This is a genomic window from Thiospirillum jenense (assembly GCF_014145225.1).
GTDB lineage: Bacteria > Pseudomonadota > Gammaproteobacteria > Chromatiales > Chromatiaceae > Thiospirillum > Thiospirillum jenense.
The window spans coordinates 25,720-48,667 of sequence record NZ_JABVCQ010000026.1 but is presented as its reverse complement, the minus strand read 5'-3'; the positions used below and the strand labels follow the sequence as shown (position 1 = coordinate 48,667).

The following is a 22,948-nucleotide window of genomic DNA, read 5'->3' as shown; positions in this document are numbered from 1 at the left end:
GAATTAACAGCCGCGTTATTACCATTCACCGCCGTTAAAATCGCATTTAATAAAGTTGTTTGCGCGTCATTATTCACCGGCGTTGATCTGCCCGCCGGCGCAGTGGATTGATTAATTACACCCGCCGCCGGGGTTGAATTAACCGCCGCGTTATTACCATTCACCGCCGTTAAAATCGCATTTAATAAAGTTGTTTGCGCGTCATTATTCACCGGCGTTGATCCGCCCGCCGGCACAGTGGATTGATTAATTACACCCGCCGCCGGGGTTGAATTAACCGCCGGCTGCGTGTTATTCAGCGCCGTTAAAATTGCATTTAATAAAGTTGTTTGCGCGTCATTATTAGCCGGCGTTGAACTGACCGGCGGCACAGTGGATTGATTAATTACACCCGCCGCCGGGGTTGAATTAACCGCCGGCTGCGTGTTATTCAGCGCCGTTAAAATTGCATTTAATAAAGTTGTGGTCGCACTGTTATCAGCTACGATTGGTTGGGCAGTTTGAACTGAATGCGCTGTATTCACATCCGCAGTGGCATTTGATTGCAAAACCGTTGTTGGCGGCGTGATTAACTCACCCGAAGACACAACCGCCGGGGTTGTTAATTGACTCGCCGTATTTGATTGATCGGCGCGACGGGATAATGACTGCCAAGCGGCCGCGGCTTGTTCCAATACCGGATTAACAGATTGTTCCGCATCGGTTGCATTTTCAATAGACGTCGGACTTGCCGGATATTCCAACCAATACCGGGCCAATTGATTGAGTTCATTAGTAATTGCCGACAACGTGGAATGATCGGTATTATCATCGAGCGTCATATCCGCAGGCGGCGTTATATTTGGTGATTGATTGACCGCCGAATCGTGTTGTGTTGCACTCATGCCCGCCTGTAATAACAAGCGCAATGCCGCTAATGACTTTGCCGCATCAGTCAACCCTAAATCAGAATTAACTGCCGACGGTGTTGTTAATTCAGTTGGCGTAACAATTGGCGGCGCAGCGGGTTGCGTTTGCATAATTGCCTGCAATTCAGCAATTAAACCCTGTGCATCAAGACTGGCCAGATGTTGAATATCCAACCCGCCATCCAAACCCAATTGCTCGGCTAATTGATCGAGTTGCGTTTCTAATGCGCGGGTGAAATCACCATTCGCCACCGCATCAGGATTTGATTCCAAGCCGCGTGTTAAATCGCCCGTCATCATTGGCTGCGACTGCGACGTTGGAGCGGGCGTGTTTTGCAGTAATAGATTATTTAAAGACAACATCACCGTGCCTCGCTGACATGATACCGACATGCGCAATAGTAGATAATAAAAAACAGGATTAGAAAGGCGTTATGATTCTAATGATGAATCAGCAGTTTGTTCTGCGTGTAGGCGGTCAAATGCCCGGCGAGTGGCCCAGGCGTCTTGTTCAAATTGCTGCCGCCGATTATCAATAATCGTATCAGCAGCGCGTTGGCGTTCAATTAACTTCATTAAAGACTGACTATCACGATGACGCATTAACCATACCGCCCGCGCTTGATCGGCATGGGCTTGCGCGGTATTAACACGCACCGCTTGCTGTTCCATTGCCCCGCGTAAATTGCGCCGAATAAATGCCATTTGTTTCATTTGATGAATATCATTTGGCACCGGTGCATCTAAATATAATTGCAAATAATTTTCTAATTGTTGGTATTGTTCTTCTTGCCGACCTAATTCAGTCAAGCGTGTCGCTAATCCGACGGCTGCTTGATTCTCTTGCAATTCGTGTACCTTTAACAGCCGTTTGAACCGTTTAATACTCATGCCGCGTGCCTAATGGGTAAGGGCATTCCCAGCAATGTAAAGAGTTCATTATGTGCGCGTTCAAAACTAATGCCATCTAATCGCCCCTGCCGTAAATATTCTTCTAAACGCGGTTGCATGGCAATGGCTTCATCTAATGATGGATCAGCGCCGCGCCGATAGGCACCGACGGCAATTAAATCGCGGTTTAAGGTATAAATTGCGCTGAGACTGCGGAAGCGTTGCGCGGCACGTTCATGTTCAGGCGTAATTAACGCGCTCATTACCCGCGAAACAGATGCGCCGACATCAATTGCCGGATAACGCCCAGTTTCGGCAATAGTGCGCGATAAAACAATGTGTCCGTCAAGAATAGCGCGGGCCGCGTCAACAATTGGATCATTTTGATCGTCACCTTCGGCTAATACGGTATAGAACGCGGTAATAGAACCGCCGCCCACATCGCCATTGCCGGCGCGCTCAACTAATTGCGGCAGGCGGGCAAATACCGATGCGGAATAGCCTTTGGTGGCGGGTGGTTCACCAATTGCCATTGCAATTTCCCGCGCTCCTTGGGCAAAGCGCGTGAGTGAATCCATTAATAATAAAACGTGTTTGCCTTGATCGCGGAAGTATTCAGCAACGGTGGTGGCGACCCACGCGCCGTGCTGTCTTAATAATGGCGGTTGATCGGCGGGGACGGCGACGACGACCGTGCGTTGGCGTGATTCATCATCAAGAATATCGTGAATAAACTCATTCACTTCCCGCCCGCGTTCACCAATTAACCCGACGACAATGACATCCGCTGCGGTGTGGCGCGTCATCATCCCGAGTAAGACGCTCTTGCCCACGCCGCTACCGGCAAATAACCCTAAGCGTTGACCGCGGCCGATGACTAATAACCCGTTAATAGAACGAATGCCGACATCTAATGGCACACGGACGGGGGCGCGTTTTAATGGGTTAATTGGCCGCCCTTCAATTGGTACTAACGTATCCGCCCGCAATGGCCCAAGTGCATCTAATGGTTTGCCATTCGCGTCAATCACTCGACCTAATAACTCGGGGCCGACGGCAATACGCCGCGACTGCTCTAATGGTTCAATGCGAGCGCCCGGGGTTAATCCTTCCAACCGCCCTTCTGGCATTAAAAAGGTGCGTTCACCTTGAAAACCGACCACTTCAGCGGCTAATCGCCCGCCGTGATCGGTGTGAATGACGGCGCGACCGCCGACGGGGAGCCGAATGCCCTCCGCCTCCAGCGTCATACCGACCATGCGCGATAGGCGACCTTCGGGTTGCGGCGCGGGGGTGCGCTCGACGCGCTGGCGTGATTGGCGCAGCCGCTCGCGCAACCCCTGACTGAGTTGACCGCTACTCTGTTCTTGCAGGTTGCGGATCACGTCCTCACTCATAACAATTCTCCGGCGGCGGGGTCAGACATGCGCGGTGGCGGCGCGACGGGTTCAACTGTCGGAATTTCGTCACCAGCGCTCGCGCCAGTATCACCGGAGATTTCTGCTGTCAAATTCTGTGTATCGTCAACGGGTTGCGTGACCGGGGCGGTCTCAACCACTGGCGGTGGCGGCGTGGTCATGTCGCCCCAAATCGCGGCCACGGCTTGCTGCAAACGAGTGGTTAAACGCGCATCAATGCGGCTGGCGCTACTTTCGATGCTACAGCCGCCGCGTGTTATGTCCTCGTCGGGCAACCACACAAAAGTGTCAGGTAAATCAACGGCATAGGTGGATAACACGAGGTGATCGTCAGGATGCAATCGCACTCGCACCGTCCGCCCGCGTACCGGCAAGCGGTCAAGTGCTTGTTGCAACACGCTTTGAATCAAGGTCGGGCGCGTGGTCAATTCGCTTTGAATCACCTGCTCGGCCAGCGTCGTCACCAGTAACAGCAACTCCGGTTCAAGTGCCTCGGCGGCATCCGCAAGCGGATCAACCAGCGCCCGTGCCACATTTTCCAGCGCCTGCACTTGGGTTTGCAGCACCTGCTCGGCATGAGCGCGCACTTCCGCGACGATTTCTTGATAACCCTGATTGCGGCCGTCTTGATAGCCGCGAGTAAAGCCGTCGTGATACCCGAGGTTATACCCTTCGGTTTTGATAGCATCCAATTCTTCGGCGGTTAGCGGTGGAAAAGTCGGCTCAGGCGGTTCGGGTTCGACCACCGGCTCGGGTTGCGCTTCCTCTGCTTCCGGCTCAGGAATGACCAGCGGCCCAAAGTATGGCGGTTGCCAACGCGCCACACCTGCCGCCTGTTCCGCCAAAAGGACGCTGGACACTTTCACACCATCGCCTCCGCACCCTTAGCACCCAGCACGATCTCGCCCGCTTCGGACAATTTGCGCGCAATAGCCAAGATGTCCTTTTGCGCGGCTTCGACTTCGCTCAACCGCACCGGCCCGCGTGCCTCCAAATCCTCGCGCAGCATTTCGCCCGCCCGTTTGGACATGTTGCGGAAAATCTTATCTTTCAGATCATCATCTGCGCCCTTGATTGCCAGCACCAAAACCTCGGTGGACACTTCGCGCAACAGCGTTTGAATGCCGCGATCATCCACATCAATCAAGTTGCCAAACACAAACATCAACTCTTGGATGCGCTCGGCCAAATCTTCGTCCACTTGCGTGATGCCTTCCATCACGATGGATTCTTTCGATGAATCCATATAATTCAAAATGTTAGCCGCCGTGCGCACCCCACCGATCATCGAGGACTTGGTGGTATTTTTGCCCGACAACTGCCGTTCCAACACCTCATCCAGTTCCAGCAGTGCCGACGGTTGCACGCCATCGAGCGTGGCAATGCGCAACACGATGTCAGATTGCATCCGATCCGGCAGGAATAACAAGGTCTCCGCCGCCTGATCCGGATCAAGATGTGACAACACAATGGCAACGATCTGCGGATGTTCATGGCGAATCATGTCGGCAATGGCGCGAGGATCAAGCCATTTCAGCGCCTCCAATCCTTTTGAATCACGCCCGACGAGAATGCGATCAATTAAACCGGCCGCTTTTTCATCACCTAATGCCGATTGCAACATCTTGCGCACATAATCATCCGCGCCAACGCCTAATGAAGTCAGCTCCTGCACCGCCTGTAAAAACGCATGAATCACCTGGTCAATATCGGTGCGTGACACACGATCAAGCGACGCCATTGCCGTGCCGATTTTTTGCACCTCTTTCGGCTCCATGTGCCGCAATACTTCGGCTGCCGAACCTTCACCGAGGCTCATCATAAAGATGGCGGCCTGTTCAGAAAAAGTACGTTTTTTTGCCATCTTGAGTGCCGTGTTTTGTTGAATGATTGAGAATGAATAGGTTAATCAAAACAGTGAATGAGCGTGTTATTAGTAACGAAAATAGTGCAGTGCCAAATACTGGCGGGCTGGAGAATAATCAACCCGCCATACTTCAATCAATCGCACTTAATCTTTACCATCACTTGCCAGCCAAATCTTCATCACTTGGGCAACCCGCTTTGGATCTTCACGAATCATGTGGCGAATATGATCAAGTTCCTGCTGCTGTGGATCCGCTTCTTTCGGTCCAGTGAGCGCCGCTAATGCCGTTGCCGTGGGTGATAATGCAATCTTATCTTCACCTTCCGCGGACTTTTCACCGTCACCTTCCGCTTCTTCACCTTCGGCATTCGTCCGATCCATCCGAATCACATTGCCATGTTCATCAGTCATTAACAATTCGGTTGATTCAGGTTCAGGTTTCGGGAAGAGTTGGCGAATACCCGGACGCACCACGGTTAATAGAATCAACAAAGCAAGAATCACTGCCGCGCCGAGTTTAGCTAATTCAATAAACCAGGGTTGCGTCCAGATCGGCCCTGAATAAATATCTTCTTCGACATTAAACGCGGCTGAAATCACATTGATTGAATCACCGCGCTTTTCATCAAATCCAACCGCCTCACGCACCAGGGCGCGCAAACTTTCTAATTCAGCTTCGGGACGTGGAATACGAGTTACCGCACCCTGTTCATCGGTTTTTTCTAAATAATCCACCACCACTGCGGTTGATAAGCGCCGAATATTGCCTGAACTTTCGCGCACATGGGAAATTGCCCGATCCACTTCATAATTACGGGTACTATGCAAACTACGGCGCTTTGGAATACCGCCACTCTCTGCTTGATCGCCCAGTGTGCCACCCGCTGGTGGTTGATTGGTTAATGCACCTGGCACTCCCATTGGGCTAGTACCTTCATTACCCGTGCGCTCTTCTTCATTAATTTGTTCAGAGCGTATTGCAATTCGATCTGGATCATAGGTTTCTTGCGTACGTTCAACCCGCGAAAAATCAATTTCAGCAGACACTTGAACCCGCACCCGTTCAGCACCAAAAATCGGGACTAATAATGCCTGTACCCGCTCGACATAACTGGCTTCAACCCGCCGCGTGTAATCCAGTTGTTCATGGCTATCGGCCAATGCTTCTTTAACCTGATCTTTATCAGCCGTTAATAACCGGCCCGATTGATCTACCACCGTCACATTCTCCGGTTTTAATCCCGGTACACTAGACGATACTAAATGAACAATTGCCGCCACCTGTTGCGTGGCCAATTTACGTTCATCATGCAAATGCACCACCACTGATGCACTTGCCGGCGCCCGTTCACGAACAAATACCGATTGTTCTGGCTGTGCTAAATGCACCCGCGCCTGTTCAACCGCATCTAATGCCGTAATTGAACGCCCTAATTCGCCTTCTAATGCACGTTGATGGAGAGCGCTTTCCATTAAACGACTGGTGCCAAATCCATTGTCTTGTTGCAATAATTCAAAGCCAATATCCGCCTGTTTGGGTAAACCTAAACCCGCCAATTGCAAGCGGGTTTCGGCAATTCGTTTATGCGGCACTTGAATCTGTCCCGACTGCGTATCTACCAAATACGGCACCCCGAGTTTATCTAATGCTTTCATGACCTCGGCGGCTTCATTATTTTTAATTTGAGTAAATAACACCCCGTAACTGGGTTGAAATGCCCATAATAACAGCCCGACAATGACGGCTAAACCGCCAATGATCATGCCAATAATGGCCAGACGGCGGCCAATGGTTAATTCTGTAAAGTTTTTAATGCCCGTCGTAACAACGGTAGATAATGCCGCAGAAGTCATGCCTGCTTACTCCGCCATGTGCGTCGTGCCGAATAATTGAATGTGATTAGCCAAGCGTTTATCAATCAATTAAACCGGCATCCGCATTACTTCTTGATATGCCGATACGAGACGATTGCGCACTTGATTAGTGGCTTCAAATGCCAAGCTGGCTTTTGACATGGCTAACATCACATCGGGTAAACCGGTATTGCGATCACCGTATTCAAACCGCCGCTGCATGTCATTTGAGGTTTGTTGTAATTCATTCACGGTGTGCAGGGAGTCGCGTAAACTTGCAGCAAAATCAAGCTGTTGCTGTTGTTCACTGGTATCATTACTTCCCAGCGTTGGCGCCACGTTTTCAATTCCGTTGGCGCGATTCAGCGCACGCATTTGTTGTAAGACGCCTTGAATTTGGATTTCGCTCATGATCCGACTCCTGCTATTGCGTTTGAAGTGCGCCGACGGTCAAAGATATGACGGCGGCGATATTGGCGTAATAACAAGCAAAAATAATGCCAGTAGCATGGGGCGGGAGATGCGGCGGGTGTCACTGCTGACTGCGATGCCAGGTGAGTGGCGCTGTGGTGACGAGTTTTTGACGCATGAGCGGTTGCCACATAGTATTCAATAAACTGTGCTTTGCTTAACATAGTTGAGGAATTCTCATCTACAGAGAACGACTTTGACAGTGCAAAAATCCGTCGTTATCCTAAGACTGGGTAGCATGTATTTTATGGCGATAACCAAGCCCGTGCTACTCAATCACGCTCTTTAACAAGTTCGAGTATGCGGTTGCCAGCACAAGTTGCTGGCGTAAAACTTGAAACGCATCAAAGAGTTCGCGCTGTAAAAACATCTGTTTTTGCAGCCTTGGTAGATACACCCCAGTCTGCGGACTGGCAGTTGAGCGTTACTGAGCATTGCTCAGTAATGCTTAAGAAAAATGTATCGGCGAATAAGCACACAAGACTGGGCTAGTCGTCGCGGTCATCTTCGAGGTTATCGTCACCGCGATCTAACCCAAACTTGCGCATCCGTTCAACCAGTGTGGTGCGGCGCATCCCTAAACGACGGGCGGCGCGGGCGACGACGTGGTTGGTCTCGGTCAGCGCCGCCGTAATCATGCCGCGCTCCAGCTCGTTGAGGTAATCACGCAAATCCGCCCCCTCGGGCAATTCCCCCGGTAAACCCGCCGCCACCGCCAGTGGTGCGACCTGACTTAAACCCTCGGGGAGCGCCGCTTGTGTCAAATCACTCGGGCGAAACCGTAGCGGCAATTGCGGTAAATCAATCAGCGTGTCGGGGTACATGATGGACAATTGTTCGAGCAGATTGGCCAATTCACGGATATTGCCCGGCCACGCCAGTTGACTTAAATGCGCCAGCACCTGCGGGGTCAAGTGCGCCGGTTGATTGCCCTGCTGCTGCAAACGTTTTTCTAACGCCATGATTAACAACGAAATATCCGTGCGGCGCTCGCGCAACGGCGGCAAGTCAATCGGGAACACATTCAGCCGAAAATACAAATCTTCCCGGAATTTGCCGTCGGCCACCGCCGCGTCTAAATTGCGATGCGTGGCAGAAATCACCCGCGCATTGGTTTGCAGCGATTTGTTAGACCCCACGCGCTCGAAGGTGCGCTCCTGCAACACCCGCAACAACTTGACCTGCATTGGCAGCGGCATGTCGCCAATTTCGTCTAAGAAAATCACGCCGTCCTCGGCCAATTCAAACCGCCCGGTGCGCGCTGTGAAAGCACCGGTAAATGCGCCCTTTTCGTGACCAAACAGCTCACTTTCCAGCAAATCAGCCGGAATTGCCCCGCAGTTGACCGCGACAAACGGTTTGCCATTGCGCACCGATGCGCGGTGAATCGCCCGCGCCACCACTTCTTTACCCGAGCCGGTCTCACCCAAAATCAGCACCGTCGCATCGGTGCGCGCCACTTGGGTAATCAACTGCTTGACCATTTGCATCGTCGGATGTTCGCCGACAATGTCAGTCATCGCCGGCAGCGGTGGACAGCAACCCAGACCAACCCAATGCAGCACCCGTGTCAATTGCCCGGGCGCGAGCGGTGATCGAATAATCCAGGCGCCGTCCACTTCCAGTGGCACGGGATTGCACGGTTGGCAAATCAGCGGATGTGTCAGGGGGCGGGGGAGGTGCGCAACCAGGGTACGCAATTGGTCAGCGTTATCACATAACCAGAGCGCATCAATCGCGTCGCGGCTGACTGCGGTCGGGCTGGTGAGTTTGACAACCTCACACCCAAGAAAACGCAGGATGCAATCGGTTTCATCGCGGGCGGCGGTTTGACCAAACAGTCCAATTCTCATTGCTCGCACCAGGAGCTAGTTGCGTCCGGCATGTTCGCCCGTGCCTGCCGTGCTAACCATCGCTGATGGTGCAATGCCATGTCGTTGGAGTGTCGGGTGGGTTGACAGGGGAGAGCGCGCCATGGCGGCGTGGCAAAAATCACACATATTCAGTTGTGGTAAAACCTATTTAATCTTGCCACTAGGGCGCTGTCAATGGTGTTGCTAAAAACATATCTGTTGCATCCGCCCCACTGTTGCTGCCGCCCAGCCGCCGTTGCCGGGCAACCTCTTGTCGGTGCAAGCGAAATACCCAGCGACTGAGCGCGTTTTGCAACGCCACCGAGTCAGCCGCCTGCCAGCGTGCGCCGCAACCGCCATTCTGAATCACCAACGGTTCGAGCGCCAACACCAGCGGTTGCGATAACCAGCGGCACAAATAAATGGCAACAGTCGTGGTATCGGCGGCCAATGGCTGTGCGGGCAACACCAGTCCGGTGGTACTTAAAATCGCTTTCACTGGCGGCGGGAGTTGACCGGGGTGTGCCGCCGATAACAGATACATTAATAAATCCAGTTTATATTCGATCCGTTCAAGTTCAGGTGAGCGTTGCTGTTCTTTACTGGGGCGTGAGCTGCCATCTTCAATAGCCGCCAACACGTCCAAAAAGCGTGCCGCAAACTCCGGCGGCATCGCGGTCTGTTGACTGGTCACAACGGGCAACGTCAAGCTGACGGCCAGATCGTCGCCAAGAATGTCGCGCCATGCAGTCATGGCCGTTGCTGATGCGTGAGTCATACGCAAGTTAACCCGATGATAGATGATATAAAAGATGAGAATGACGCGGATTGGGCGGTCAAGTACCAAGATTGCGTAGGACGCGACAAGGTTGGCAGGTACCCCGCATCCTACACGTTCAAACAGACAAGTAAAAATCCTAGCCAAATGCGGTTGGTGATTTGTATAGTTCACAGGCTCAGTGATTGCAGTTGGGAACGACTATGCCCGCTAACATTTCAAACTACCACGAACGTCTAGTGCTTGATCGGATTCGAGAGGTGCTAATGGTGCCTGATAACACCATTGTCAGCCTAAGTCAAAACGTGGTGGAAGACTTAGCGTGTATCGCACTCAACCAGTTGCCGCCGCGCTATGTCCGTCATGCGGTGGATTTTGTTGACCATTTGACCGATGCCGAATGTGACCGCCTGCACCAAGAAGTGAAGGATGCCGTTGATTTTGCTATTGATACCCTGCGGCGGCGCGGTCAAGCACGAGCGGATGGCTAGTGACACAGCGGCTGCCGCCGTATGCGCTAGACCACGATATTCAACTGACGGCCGGCTTCCTCTGACGGCAAGCCCAATCGCACCGCCACCTGCACCCGCCGCGCTAACACCGTATTAAACCGATAATCGAGCGGCGTCTCCTCACTATCGCTGTCTTCGTCATTCTTCTTGCCGGCCAGCGGACGATATTCCACCCCGCCGGGGTTGGTGCCGGCAACCATCACGCGCATCTGCATCCCCCATCCCGCCGCCGTGTTCGTATTAGAGACTTTTTGCAGTATCAAGCCGGAGTCTGGCTGTAGTCTCAACTGCTGACGTGTAAGAAGCGACTGTGCCGAAGCGCCCTCCTCCAGAGCTGCCACGGCACGAGCAGTTTCAGGCACATTTTTGACTGAACTAAAAATCAGACCGAGACCGAGACGAACGGCACCCGTCGTATATCCGAATGAAACAAGCGGCGTGATGGCTGGATGACTCATCTTATGGTTCCTCCGTTATCAAGCATTCCAGATGCCGCACCTGCCTGACATCTGGCGATGCCGAGTAGCCTGATCGGCTCAAATATTGATCAAATAAACCTACAGTGTGCGGATCAAAACTCGTGACCCATCAATTGCGTTCATCAAATTATAGGACTTAATTTGAATTATAGCGTATTGGCGGGGAGTTAAACACGACGTGCCTAACGCTTGCCGATCAGTCACGCAACAGATCGCGCACGGCAAAAGCGGGTAAATGTGCGCCTGTCAGGTTTTCGACAACCACCCGTGTGACCACAAGACAGGTTAACTCTTTGATAAACAAAGTTTAATTGCACACCGCTGCAAACGCCCCACCGTCATTTTATGGAACAAATGATGCTTAATTTCTGCACCACTGCGCAGTCGCCGACCGGCGCCCAAGCACCGACTGTATCGTACCCATTTTCCCCAAACACTTGACACAGGGATCGTTATGTTTGAATCCATCGCACTTGGCATTACCTATCCACTCGGCAGTCTTAATTCAATGATGGTGACCGGTGTATTCATCATCATCATGCTCGTTCTATTCACCATTGCATTAGTTGCCAGCGCTCGCGGCGCCGCCCCGAGTTTTTGTCGTGCCACCCCAACACTATTAACCACACTCGGCATTCTCGGCACCTTCGTTGGCAATGCCATTGGCTTATTACAATTCGACGTCACACATATTGAAAACAGTATTCCGGCGTTATTAGACGGACTGAAATTAGCTTTTATTACCAGCATCGTCGGCATCATATTAGCCAGTTGTTTGCGCTTGGTATTAGTGATGAATGCCGATGCCAGCCGCGATCATCGTAGCGATGATTCAAATGATGACGGACAGTCAATGGGCGGCAGTGGCAGCAGTGAACGCCAAACACAATTAGCCGAAGCCCAATTAACCTTATTACGGCAATTAAGCCAACAATTCATTCAAGCCGATGAACAACGCAGCGCCGCCTTAGAAACGCATCACCGCGAATTAGTGACTACATTAGATCGCTTTGCTAATCAATTAGCCGAACAAGGCTCACGGCAATTAATCGCCGCACTTGAATCGGTCATTCGTGATTTTAATCATAACCTCGGCACCCAATTCGGCGAAAACTTCCGGCGATTAGATGCCTCCGTGGCGCGCCTATTACAATGGCAAGAACAATACCGCGTTCATTTAGAAACCCTGGGCAGTCAACTCACAATCGCCACCTCGGGTGTCGTGAAATCCGAAGCCGCATTGCAATCATTAACAGCACAGGCATTACAGATTTCCACCCACGTTGCCGATCAACAAACGACATTAGTAAGTTTGCGGCGCGAAACAATGGAATTAGAAGCCCTGTTGAGTGCCATTGCCGAATTGCGCGAAAAAGCACAGGGTGCGTTCCCGGCAATGGATCGGCGCCTAACGACAATGCTTGAAACGATTGAAAATGCCGTCACATCAGCACAACGCTTTGACCAGCGGTTACAGCCCGCCAATAGCCCCGTGACAAGTGCAATCAATAGCCCCGCTAATAGCACCCTGCATCATTCAGCTTATTAAAATTATCACTTACGGGTGAATGCATTATGTCTGCAACGCCAAACGAGTTTATTGCCACACACTCCCGTCAAGCCGCTCGCATTGCGGGCGCTTCTGATGGCGAAGGTCATTGGATTGTGGTGTCAGATTTAATGGCATCATTGGCAATGGTGTTTTTATTTCTGGCGCTCTTGTATATGGTACAAATTGAGCGTAATCAATCTGTTGCCACCGCAGTGCGCACGACTGCCGCTTTGCAACGGCAACAAATTTATAATGCGTTAGAAAGTGAATTCCGCGATGATTTAGGGCGCTGGAATGCCGAATTAGACCAACCCACTTTAACACTGCGATTTCGAGAACCGGATGTTTTATTTGACCGCAATTCAGCAAAATTAAAACCCGAGTTTGAATTCATTCTGCGCGATTTTTTGCCGCGTTATGTCGCGCAATTGCAGCCATTTCAAGATGTCATTCGTGAAATTCGTATTGAAGGTCACACCTCAAGTGAATGGCAAGCGAATAGCGCACCATTAGAGGCGTATTTTGCAAATATGGCGTTGAGTCAACAGCGCACCCAAGCCGTGTTACAATTCGCTTATGGCTTAGATGAATTGCGTCTTGTGACCTGGTTTCGTGATCGGATTGCCGCAGTTGGTTTATCATCATCCCGTCCAGTACGCGATGAGAATGGCATGGAAAATTCAGCCGCATCACGCCGAGTTGAATTCTCAGTTTTAACTGATTTTGAAGCGCGGTTATTGGCAGATGGCGATGAAGTCACGATTGAAACGCGGTGATTACGGCGGCTGACAGCTACAAAATAAAAACTACGTTCCCACGCTGGAGCGTGGGAACGGTCAATTAACCATTTAATTGTTCGGCTATTAACTTTTATAATTAACCGCCCGCCGGTTTCATTCCCTCATCGCCGCAGCGGTTGGTTAAAGAGCGGAACTGATCTTCACCATTCAACGCCACCCGTAACCGATTACACAGCGTTTGCAACACTTTAATCCGCGCAAATGGCTTATCATTACCCTCAACCAATGACCAGGGCGCATGTTCGGTACTGGTGCGCGCCACCATTTCATTCACCGCCGCTTTATATTGCGGCCATTTCTCCCGATTACGCCAATCTTCCGCCGTAATTTTGTATTGCTTATACGGCGTTTGCGCCCGATCTTCAAAACGCCGCAATTGCTCATCTTCACTCACTTGTAACCAAAACTTTAATAAAATCGCACCGTGTTCTACTAATTGTTCTTCAAACTCGTTAATTTCATTATACGCCCGCCGCCATTCCGCATCATTCGCAAATCCTTCCACTCGTTCCACCAATACCCGCCCATACCACGAGCGATCATAAATAATCATTTGCCCAGCGCGGGGAATATGTCGCCAAAAGCGCCATAAATAATGATGCGCCTTTTCTTCATCCGTCGGCGCCGCCACTGGAATTGCCCGATATAATCGCGCATCCACTGCGGCGGTAATGCGGCGAATTGCACCCCCTTTACCGCCCGCGTCCGCACCTTCAAACACTAATACCATTGAGCGCCGCTGTTTATACGCCGTCCACGCCAATTCATTTAGTTCGGCTTGCAACCGTTTTAATGCCGTTTGATATTCATCATGTTCCAACGTGCGCGTCAAATCTAATTGATCTAATAGCGTGATTTGCGCACTTGAACTATCAGGTAAATTCAACGCATCCGCTGCCGGCGCCGGCTCCATTGGCAAGGGTTGCTGAATACGCGCTCGAATAGCCTGCAACAGCGTTTTACCAACAGTTAAATCACGATAGCGGCTATCCGTCGCTTCAATCAAATACCAGGGTGCAATCCCCAAATCGGTATGGCGAATCACCCGCTCGGCCACATGTTCAAATAATTGGTAATGCTCAGAAAAATGCGCTTTTTCCGGCAACATTTTCCAACGACTACGATCATCACGCGACAACTCTTTTAATCGGCGCCGCTGATCGCGTTCGGATAAATGAAACCAAAACTTCACCACCAATGCACCATCTTGAATTAACATGCGCTCGAAATTAACAATGCGATTTAATTCCGCATCGAGGGCTGCGTCATCACATAAACCCTTAAACCGGTGTTCAATTGGCGCCTGATACCAACCGCCGAATAATACAGCCAATTCACCGCGGGCAGGTAAGGTGCGCCAAAATCGCCAATAACGTGGGCGCTCCCGTTCTTCATCACTCAGATTCCAAAAAGCAAAGGTTTGTAATCCACGACTATCCAACCATTCATTCAAACGATTGACCACTTCGCCTTTACCTGCCGCTTCAACTCCCGCCACAATTACTACAACTGGAATACGAGTTTCGCGCAATTGACGTTGCGCATCCAATAATTGGGTGCGCAATTCATCGCGCTGCTGTTTAAATTCCTCTTTGCTCACTGAGCGCCCAACTTTGGTTGCTTCAAACATTGCACTGAGTCTCCAGTTTTAAATAAAAAATCAATCAACCATCATGGGGTACGGTGAACAGCAAACCACATCATTCGCGGCTAAATAGAATGATGCGGTTCATTGCTTACCGCATCCGACGCAAATATAACTGCATCATGTTTATCAATCAAACATGGTGATTAAACCACCGCTGCCAATTTGAAAATTGGCAAATACATTGCCACTACTAAACTTCCAACGAGGCCACCAATCACCACCATAATGAGTGGCTCTAATAAACTACTCAACGCATCAACCGCATTATCTACCTGTTCTTCATAGAAATCGGCTACTTTTGACAGCATCGCATCTAATGACCCAGACTCCTCACCAATCGCTGTCATTTGCACCACAATATGCGGAAATAAATTACGCTGCCGCATTGCTAATTGCAAACTTTGACCAGTTGCCACCTCTTCACGCATCGTTAAAATCGCCTCGCCATACACCACATTGCCAGTCGCTCCAGCCACTGAATTTAATGCTTCAACTAATGGCACCCCGGCGGCAAACATGGTTGCCAAAGTCCGTGCAAAACGCGCAATTGCTGCTTTGTGGAGAATTGGTCCAATAATTGGAAAACGCAGCATTGCCCGATCAATCAATTCACGGAATTTGCGTGAACGGTGAAATAACTCTGCTATTGCATACCCAAGGGCGCCGGCGCCTAATCCAATCATCCACCACCATTCACGCACAAAGTCTGAAATGTTAATCACCAATAACGTAAAGCCGGGCAAATCGGCGCCAAAACTGGTAAATAATTCTTTGAATTGCGGAATAACAAACAGCATAATAACCACAGTCACCACCACTGCTACAATAATAACAGCGGCCGGATAAAACAACGCCTTTTTAATTTTCCCTTTAATAGATTCAGTCTTTTCTTTATACACCGCAATTTTATCTAACAAGATGTCAAGTACCCCCGCTTGCTCACCTGCCGCGACTAAATTGCACATTAAATCGTCAAAATATCTAGGATGTTTACGCAGTGCTTCAGCCATTGCCGAGCCGCCTTCAATGTCACTTTTTACTGTTAAAATCAATTCAGCCATTGCCGGATTTTCATGACCGCGCCCGACAATTTCAAATGCCTGAACTAATGGCACTCCCGCGGCCATCATGGTTGCTAATTGGCGCGTGAAAATCGTTAAATCAATTGCGGTGATTTTCTTTTTACCACCACCAAATAATGGCTGCGGTTTTTTTCGTACCTTAGTTGGGTTAATGCCCTGCCGCCGTAAATCAACTCGCGCCATGTTGATATTTGCAGCGCGCAATTCACCTGTGACTTTGCTGCCGCGTTTATCTGTACCCGCCCAAATAAAAGTAGGGTTATCCGGTTTAGTAGCCGATTTTGCAACGGTGACGGCCATAATTATTAATTCCTCAATGATTCTGTTAATTACAACTACTCAAACGGACACTCTTTAATAGTAAAGAGATGCTCATCATTTCGAGTGTAGCGAGAAATCTTAATTGACTGAGCAAAGAATCTTTAGGCGTTCCGCACCTTTGAAATGACAACTGAGGCGGCACACAGGTTTAAAGAAAGTAGGCTAAATGGTTGCAATTAATCTTTGGTGACACGATTTAATTCTTGCAGACTGGTAATACCGGCTTTGACTTTACGCAAGCCAGATAATCGTAAATCTGCATAGCCTTCCTGCCTGGCTTGTTTAGCAAGATCAAGTGAATTGCCACCTTCCATGATTAAACGCCCCATTGCTTCTGACACCCGCACAACTTGAAAAATTCCAATCCGCCCTTTATAACCATTATTGCAGTGTTCACAGCCAATTGGTTTATAAATGGTTACACCCGCATCCACTTCTTCAGGTGTGAATCCCTCTTCTAATAATGCTTCACGCGGAATCTGATCAATTTGTTTGCAATGAATACATAATTTGCGTGCTAACCGCTGCGCTAAAATCAATAATACCGAAGAGGCGATGTTAAATGGTGGGACGCCCATATTTGCTAAACGGGTTAATGATTGAGGGGCATCATTGGTATGCAATGTTGATAAAACTAAATGTCCAGTTTGCGCTGCTTTCACCGCAATTTCGGCGGTTTCTAAATCCCGAATCTCACCGACCATAATGATGTCGGGGTCTTGGCGTAAAAAGGCGCGCAATGCCGCCGCAAAGGTTAAACCACTTTTGGGATTCAAATTCACTTGATTAATCCCAGCAACCTGGATTTCAACGGGGTCTTCAACCGTAGAAATATTAATATCTACTTTATTCAAAATGTTTAATGCTGAATAGAGCGTTACGGTTTTACCTGACCCGGTTGGCCCCGTGACCAATACCATGCCATAGGGTTTAGAAATGCACTGCATAAAATCAGTTTTTTGTTTCGGATCCATGCCCAAATTATCAATCCCAACGGTGGCGGCGGTGGAATCAAGAATACGCAATACGACCTTTTCACCATACAGGGTTGGCAGGGTATTGACCCGGAAATCAATATCACGCGAACGGCTAAGTTTTAATTTAATACGACCATCTTGCGGAATACGCCGCTCGGCAATGTTCATGCGTGACATGACTTTAAGACGTGATACCAAGCGCGAGGCGATATTTAATGGTGGATTCGCAACTTCAGACAATAAACCATCTTGGCGAAACCGAATCCGAAAACTTTTTTCATAGGGTTCAAAATGAATGTCTGATGCGCCTTTTGTGATCGCATCAACTAAAATCTTATTGACGTAGCGCACAACCGGTTTATCGTCAATATTGGTTTCATCATCATTGCGCGTCTCTTCATCACCACTGACATCAATGTTTTCTAATTCAGCATCGGTGACATCGGTTGCCGCGCCACCAGTTGCATTAGTCGCTTCCAGTGCTTTAAGTAATGCGGCGGCCAATTTATCTTCATCAACCAGAATGGCATCGGTTGCCAAACCAGTATTAAACCGAATTTCATCAAGCGCCTGATCATTGGTGGGATCAGAAATAGCGAGGAATAACCGATTGCCGCGTTTATAAATCGGCAAGGCGCGGTGTTTAGTGATGAGTTTTTCATCAACTAATGAGACGGGCAGATGGGAAAGATCCAGGGCGCTTAAATCTAATAATGGAACGCCGAATTCTTGCGAGGCGGCTAATGCAATCGAGCGGCTGTCGAGGACTTTATGTTCAACTAAATATTGCACAAAGGGTTCACGCCGTCGTTGTGCTTCTTCATAGGCTTTACGCGCTATGTCCTCTGAAATCAATTCGTCACGAATTAAACGCCGTGCTAATCCTGAAAGATTAACCACTGCTGGACTAGCGGCCATGACAGTCTATACCTCACATTGCTAGTGTCTTCATCATCAGCCGCAAAGCGGTTAATGAATCATTAGCCGCTTTACGCATGATTAATCCCGAACGAGCCAAGTTGTTTTTATTCTGCCTAATATTGACAGCATTGCGCACCATTAGCTCGTTATGTTTTTGTCAACGCATTGTTGATACATTGGTTTAAATAGCTACCGATTTACTCCAAATGCCAAGCGCACATTATTGGCGACCAATCCATTATCTTTTTGATCGCTTTCATTCAGATAAAACTCCAAGATAGTTTCACGATTCATCAGCATGTCTTCACTGACATCTTCGGCAATTTCATTGGCATGACAAAAGACACTGGTATAGGGTGAATCAAAATCGCGGGGGTCAGTCACCCATAAGGTTGAAGAAATTTGATTCATAAAACGTAAAAACCCATAGCCCTTTTCAGGAAACCATTTAGTACAGACCCCGCGCACACAAGAACCTGCTTTGCCCCATTCATTGCGCGGTTCATAGCTGACAGGTAATAAATCGGGAATGAGATAGCCCGACCAGAACGCATCCACTGCTTGTTGTAATTGCCGTGACACATTTTTGAATCCAACTAATTCAACCCGACAGCCGGTATTTTGTAAAGCGGCCACCACCTGTAAAAAATCACCATCTCCAGTGACTAAAATAACTTGATCCAATTTACCTGCTTGTAACATGGCGTCCACTGCCATATCTAAATCTGCATTCGCTTTCGTTGAGACATTGCCATTTTCATCGGTATAGCGCCGCACATGTTTAACGGTCACTTTCCAACCGAAATCACGCACCATTTGTTGATACGCCCGCGATTTCTTTTGATATTCAAAATCCTCCCGCGCCCGCTCACTATCAAAAGCCAAATAAGTATTTAAGCGTTGCAATGCGCCACCTTCTCTGGCGGCAAAACGCCGCAAGATGTCATAGCGCATTTGATAACCGCCGTTGTAGCGGACATTTTCGGCGTCAACAAAGACACCCACTCGTTGATGTGAAACCAATCGCCGTCACCTCTTCGTTAATACGCGCAGTGCCGCAACATCACGACGGCACTGCTTGTTTGCATTAAATCATTATTTAAACATTTCCACGCTGGCGCATGAAAACATTTCGGTTCGTATTTAATGCGTTTTCATTGCACCATCATTGATTAGCGCGATGGGCAATTAACTCTTCTACAACCGTCGGATCCGCCAATGTTGACGTATCACCCAACGTACTAATTTCATTGGCGGCAATTTTGCGCAGAATCCGCCGCATGATTTTACCCGAGCGTGTTTTCGGCAAACTCGGCGCCCATTGAATAATATCAACCGTGGCAATTGCGCCGATTTCATTACGCACCAATTGCACCAGTTCTCTTTTCAATTCATCGGTCTGGGTAATGCCGGCCATGACCGTGACATAGGCATAAATGCCCTGTCCTTTAATATCATGCGGATAACCCACAACCGCCGCTTCGGCTACCGCTGAATGCAACACCAATGCCGATTCTATTTCCGCCGTCCCCAACCGATGACCGGACACATTTAATACGTCATCAATGCGCCCGGTAATCCAATAATCACCATCGTTATCACGCCGCGCACCATCGCCGGAGAAATAATAACCGGGGTATTGTTTGAAATAAGTATCAATAAAGCGCTGATGATCGCCATACACCGTGCGCATTTGCCCCGGCCACGGCCGCGTAATCACTAATGCACCTTCGCCCGCGCCAGCAATTGGCGTTCCATCAGTGGCGTCCACTAATGCCGGCACGACGCCAAAGAATGGTTGCGTGGCCGAGCCGGGTTTTAATGGCGTCGCGCCCGGCAATGGCGTAATTAAATGCCCGCCGGTTTCGGTTTGCCACCAAGTATCGGCAATTGGACAGCGCCCATCACCGACAACGTGGTAATACCATTCCCACGCCTCCGGGTTAATTGGTTCACCAACGGAACCGAGAATACGCAATGATGCCCGCGAGGTTTGTTTCACTGGCGCTTCACCGGCGCGCATTAACGCCCGAATAGCGGTGGGCGCGGTATAGAAAATATTGACTTGGTGTTTATCCACCACCTGCCAAAAGCGTGACATGTCGGGATAATTCGGAATGCCCTCAAACATTAATGATTTCGCGCCATTGGCTAATGGCCCATACACAATATAAGTATGCCCCGTCACCCAGCCGACATCCGCCGTACACCAATACATTTCGCCGTCTTGATAATCAAATGAATAGCGGTGGGTCATTGCCGCAAATACTAAATACCCGCCGGTGGTGTGCAATACGCCTTTCGGTTTGCCGGTTGATCCTGACGTGTACAAAATGAATAGTGGGTCTTCGGCGTCCATTGGTTCAGCAGCGCATTGATCGGATGCGCCCGCCATTGCGTCGTGATACCAAATATCGCGCCCGTCGCGCCACTCGACCGCGTTGCCGGTGCGCTTGACCACGAGGCAGGTGGTGACATCAGGACATTCGGCCATGGCATGGTCGGCATTTTTTTTCAATGGCACATGCCGCCCGCCGCGCACGCCCTCGTCGGCGGTGATTAACACGCGGCAATCCGAGTCGAGAATGCGGTCGCGCAGTGAATCGGGTGAAAAGCCGCCGAACACGACCGAATGCACCGCACCGATGCGGGCGCAGGCCAGCATCGCCACCGCCGCTTCGGGAATCATCGGCATATAAATGCACACGCGGTCGCCCTTGTTCACGCCGCGACTTTTTAACACGTTCGCCAATTTGCAGACTTCGGTGTGCAATTCGCGGTAGGTTAAGCGCCGATCCACGTTGGGGTCGTCACTTTCCCAGACGATGGCGACCTGATCGCCGCGTTTTTCCAAATGCCGATCAAGGCAGTTGTAGGCGACGTTGAGTTTGCCGCCCTCAAACCAGCGGATGTACACCTCGTCCGGCCCGTAGTTGTAATCCAGCACCCGCGTCCACGGCTGAAACCACGTCACGAATTCCTGCGCCTGTTCCGCCCAAAACCCGTCGGGATCCTTGACCGACTGCTGATACAACTGCTGATAACGTGCCTGATTAATGTGCGCGGTGGCGGCGATTGCGGGCGGCACCGGGTAGATTTTTGACTCCGACATACAAATCCTCTGGTTTAACAATAAGTTGAGTGGCGGGTGACTAGCGCAATCCGGCCGCGTCACGCAATGCTGGCGCGAGGTCGGTGCGTTCCCAAGTAAAGCCCGGCTCAGTGCGGCCGAAATGCCCATAGGCGGCGGTGGCTTGGTAACTAATCAGGTCGCGGTTGGTCAAATCGAGCATCCGCAAAATGCCGTAGGGGCGCAGGTCAAAATGCGCACGGATCAGGTCAATGATGCGCGCTTCGGGGATTTTTGCCGTGCCAAAGGTGTCAACCGACACCGACGTTGGCTCGGCCACGCCAATCGCGTAGGAAATCTGGATTTCGCATTTGTCCGCCAGTCCCGCCGCGACGATATTTTTGGCGACGTAGCGCCCAGCATACGCGGCCGAGCGATCCACTTTGGACGGGTCTTTGCCGGAAAATGCGCCGCCGCCGTGCCGCGCCATGCCGCCGTAAGTATCCACGATAATTTTGCGCCCAGTTAAGCCGCAGTCGCCGACCGGCCCGCCGATGACAAATTTCCCAGTCGGGTTAATGTGATAGCGCGTGTCGGCGGTCAACCAACCGGTGTTACCGAGTACCGGTTTGATGATTTCCTCCATCACGCCGTCGTGCAAATCGCGCTCGCTGACGTCGGGGCTGTGTTGCGTGGACAACACAACCGCGTTGACCGCGACCGGTTTGCCGTCAACGTAGCGCATGGTCAACTGCGACTTGGCATCCGGCCGCAGCCACGGCAGGCGCCCGGCTTTGCGCACTTCCGCCTGCCGTTTCACCAAACGATGCGCGTAATCAATTGGCGCGGGCATAAGCGAGTCGGTTTCATTCGTCGCGTAACCAAACATTAAACCCTGATCGCCCGCGCCCTGCTCTTCTTCATTCGCCCGATCAACGCCCTGGTTAATATCTTTGGATTGCTCACCCAGCGCAATTAACACGCCGCAATGATGCCCATCAAAACCGACATCGGAATTGTCGTAACCAATGCCGGTGACCACGCGGCGCACCACGCGCTCATAATCAATTTTTAATTCGGCATTGGTGAGCGTGATTTCACCGGCTAACATGACAAAGCCGGTTTTCACTAATGTTTCACACGCCACACGCGCTTTGGCGTGATTCGGATCACGGCGGTAGATTTCATCTAACACCGCGTCAGAGATTTGGTCGGCCATCTTGTCAGGATGTCCTTCGGAGACGGATTCGGAAGTGAATAAAAAGTCATTAGCCATAGTGTATTTTTTAGCTCAATTGTAATGCCCGTGATTGCGTTACTCAGAACAAGTTAATCATCAAATACGGACAGTGGGTAACAGTAATACGAGGGTGATGCGCGATTGAATTGATAAAAGTTGCATTAAAACACACATCGTATCATTCAAATGTGCAGCACAGGACGCGATTTATCATTACACTGCATCCGATATTGCCCGCCAACCTGTCGCATTTTCAACGCTCAGAAGTGACGCACGTCAAACCGCAACGGTTGAATGTGGGCGGCG

20 protein-coding genes are annotated in these 22,948 nt (G+C 50.3%); 4 read left to right on the top strand and 16 right to left on the bottom strand.

What is annotated here, in order from left to right; translation table 11 throughout:
• The 7 genes from HUK38_RS11375 to fliE form a co-directional block, all read right to left on the bottom strand.
• On the bottom strand, window positions 1–1,271 hold a 1,271-nt coding region (locus HUK38_RS11375), incomplete at its 3' end, for a hypothetical protein (protein ID WP_202985553.1).
• Between the two features lie 69 nt (window positions 1,272–1,340).
• On the bottom strand, window positions 1,341–1,799 hold the full coding sequence (locus tag HUK38_RS11370) for a flagellar export protein FliJ (protein ID WP_182584453.1): 459 nt from the start codon (window positions 1,797–1,799) through the stop codon (window positions 1,341–1,343).
• Window positions 1,796–3,196, bottom strand: a complete 1,401-nt coding sequence (locus HUK38_RS11365) for a FliI/YscN family ATPase (protein WP_182584452.1) — start codon at window positions 3,194–3,196, stop codon at window positions 1,796–1,798. The genes HUK38_RS11370 and HUK38_RS11365 overlap by 4 nt, the downstream gene beginning before the upstream one ends.
• The gene (locus HUK38_RS11360; protein ID WP_182584451.1) at window positions 3,193–4,077 is read right to left on the bottom strand and encodes a FliH/SctL family protein; all 885 of its coding nucleotides are present in this window, start codon (window positions 4,075–4,077) and stop codon (window positions 3,193–3,195) included. The genes HUK38_RS11365 and HUK38_RS11360 overlap by 4 nt, the downstream gene beginning before the upstream one ends.
• Window positions 4,078–4,079: 2 nt before the next feature.
• Window positions 4,080–5,081 (bottom strand): flagellar motor switch protein FliG, encoded by a 1,002-nt coding sequence (gene fliG / locus HUK38_RS11355; RefSeq protein WP_182584450.1) that lies wholly within the window; start codon window positions 5,079–5,081, stop codon window positions 4,080–4,082.
• Window positions 5,082–5,228: 147 nt separating this feature from the next.
• Window positions 5,229–6,938, bottom strand: coding sequence for a flagellar basal-body MS-ring/collar protein FliF (gene fliF / locus HUK38_RS11350; RefSeq protein WP_182584449.1), 1,710 nt, complete (start codon window positions 6,936–6,938; stop codon window positions 5,229–5,231).
• 69 nt (window positions 6,939–7,007) lie between these two features.
• Window positions 7,008–7,349, bottom strand: a complete 342-nt coding sequence (gene fliE, locus HUK38_RS11345) for a flagellar hook-basal body complex protein FliE (protein ID WP_182584448.1) — start codon at window positions 7,347–7,349, stop codon at window positions 7,008–7,010.
• Here fliE and HUK38_RS11340 point away from each other — a divergent pair.
• The gene (locus HUK38_RS11340; protein ID WP_182584447.1) at window positions 7,348–7,554 is read left to right on the top strand and encodes a hypothetical protein; all 207 of its coding nucleotides are present in this window, start codon (window positions 7,348–7,350) and stop codon (window positions 7,552–7,554) included. The two genes, fliE and HUK38_RS11340, sit on opposite strands and share 2 nt — an antisense overlap.
• A gap of 343 nt (window positions 7,555–7,897) precedes the next feature.
• On the opposite strand, the gene HUK38_RS11335 is transcribed toward HUK38_RS11340, so the two are convergent.
• Both HUK38_RS11335 and HUK38_RS11330 read right to left on the bottom strand, forming a co-directional pair.
• Window positions 7,898–9,262, bottom strand: a complete 1,365-nt coding sequence (locus HUK38_RS11335; RefSeq protein ID WP_182584446.1) for a sigma-54 interaction domain-containing protein — start codon at window positions 9,260–9,262, stop codon at window positions 7,898–7,900.
• A gap of 181 nt (window positions 9,263–9,443) precedes the next feature.
• On the bottom strand, window positions 9,444–10,040 hold the full coding sequence (locus tag HUK38_RS11330; RefSeq protein WP_182584445.1) for a PilZ domain-containing protein: 597 nt from the start codon (window positions 10,038–10,040) through the stop codon (window positions 9,444–9,446).
• 203 nt (window positions 10,041–10,243) lie between these two features.
• Here HUK38_RS11330 and HUK38_RS11325 point away from each other — a divergent pair, with 203 nt between their 5' ends.
• On the top strand, window positions 10,244–10,531 hold the full coding sequence (locus HUK38_RS11325) for a late competence development ComFB family protein (RefSeq protein ID WP_182584444.1): 288 nt from the start codon (window positions 10,244–10,246) through the stop codon (window positions 10,529–10,531).
• Window positions 10,532–10,557: 26 nt separating this feature from the next.
• Here HUK38_RS11325 and HUK38_RS11320 read toward each other — a convergent pair whose 3' ends face one another.
• Window positions 10,558–10,815: a hypothetical protein gene (locus HUK38_RS11320; RefSeq protein ID WP_182584443.1), complete on the bottom strand. Its 258-nt coding sequence runs from the start codon at window positions 10,813–10,815 to the stop codon at window positions 10,558–10,560.
• Between the two features lie 670 nt (window positions 10,816–11,485).
• On the opposite strand from HUK38_RS11320, the gene HUK38_RS11315 reads away from it, so the two are divergent.
• Window positions 11,486–12,580 carry a hypothetical protein gene (locus HUK38_RS11315; protein ID WP_238787614.1) on the top strand — a complete coding sequence of 365 codons (1,095 nt, stop codon included), beginning with the start codon at window positions 11,486–11,488 and terminating at the stop codon, window positions 12,578–12,580.
• Between the two features lie 26 nt (window positions 12,581–12,606).
• Entirely contained in the window at window positions 12,607–13,359 is a 753-nt protein-coding gene (locus HUK38_RS11310) for an OmpA family protein (RefSeq protein ID WP_182584442.1), read from the top strand.
• A 100-nt stretch (window positions 13,360–13,459) separates the two neighbouring features.
• On the opposite strand, the gene pap is transcribed toward HUK38_RS11310, so the two are convergent.
• From pap to metK, 6 genes are all read right to left on the bottom strand, one after another.
• Complete coding sequence (pap, locus tag HUK38_RS11305) at window positions 13,460–15,013, bottom strand: polyphosphate:AMP phosphotransferase (RefSeq protein ID WP_182584441.1); 1,554 nt, start codon at window positions 15,011–15,013, stop codon at window positions 13,460–13,462.
• A gap of 161 nt (window positions 15,014–15,174) precedes the next feature.
• Window positions 15,175–16,413 carry a type II secretion system F family protein gene (locus HUK38_RS11300; RefSeq protein WP_182584440.1) on the bottom strand — a complete coding sequence of 413 codons (1,239 nt, stop codon included), beginning with the start codon at window positions 16,411–16,413 and terminating at the stop codon, window positions 15,175–15,177.
• A 197-nt stretch (window positions 16,414–16,610) separates the two neighbouring features.
• Window positions 16,611–18,329, bottom strand: a complete 1,719-nt coding sequence (pilB, locus tag HUK38_RS11295) for a type IV-A pilus assembly ATPase PilB (protein WP_182584439.1) — start codon at window positions 18,327–18,329, stop codon at window positions 16,611–16,613.
• A 192-nt stretch (window positions 18,330–18,521) separates the two neighbouring features.
• The gene (locus tag HUK38_RS11290) at window positions 18,522–19,355 is read right to left on the bottom strand and encodes a LabA-like NYN domain-containing protein (protein ID WP_182584438.1); all 834 of its coding nucleotides are present in this window, start codon (window positions 19,353–19,355) and stop codon (window positions 18,522–18,524) included.
• A gap of 142 nt (window positions 19,356–19,497) precedes the next feature.
• On the bottom strand, window positions 19,498–21,444 hold the full coding sequence (gene acs / locus HUK38_RS11285; RefSeq protein ID WP_182584437.1) for an acetate--CoA ligase: 1,947 nt from the start codon (window positions 21,442–21,444) through the stop codon (window positions 19,498–19,500).
• 40 nt (window positions 21,445–21,484) lie between these two features.
• On the bottom strand, window positions 21,485–22,678 hold the full coding sequence (gene metK / locus HUK38_RS11280; RefSeq protein WP_182584436.1) for a methionine adenosyltransferase: 1,194 nt from the start codon (window positions 22,676–22,678) through the stop codon (window positions 21,485–21,487).
• Window positions 22,679–22,948 lie beyond the last annotated feature (270 nt).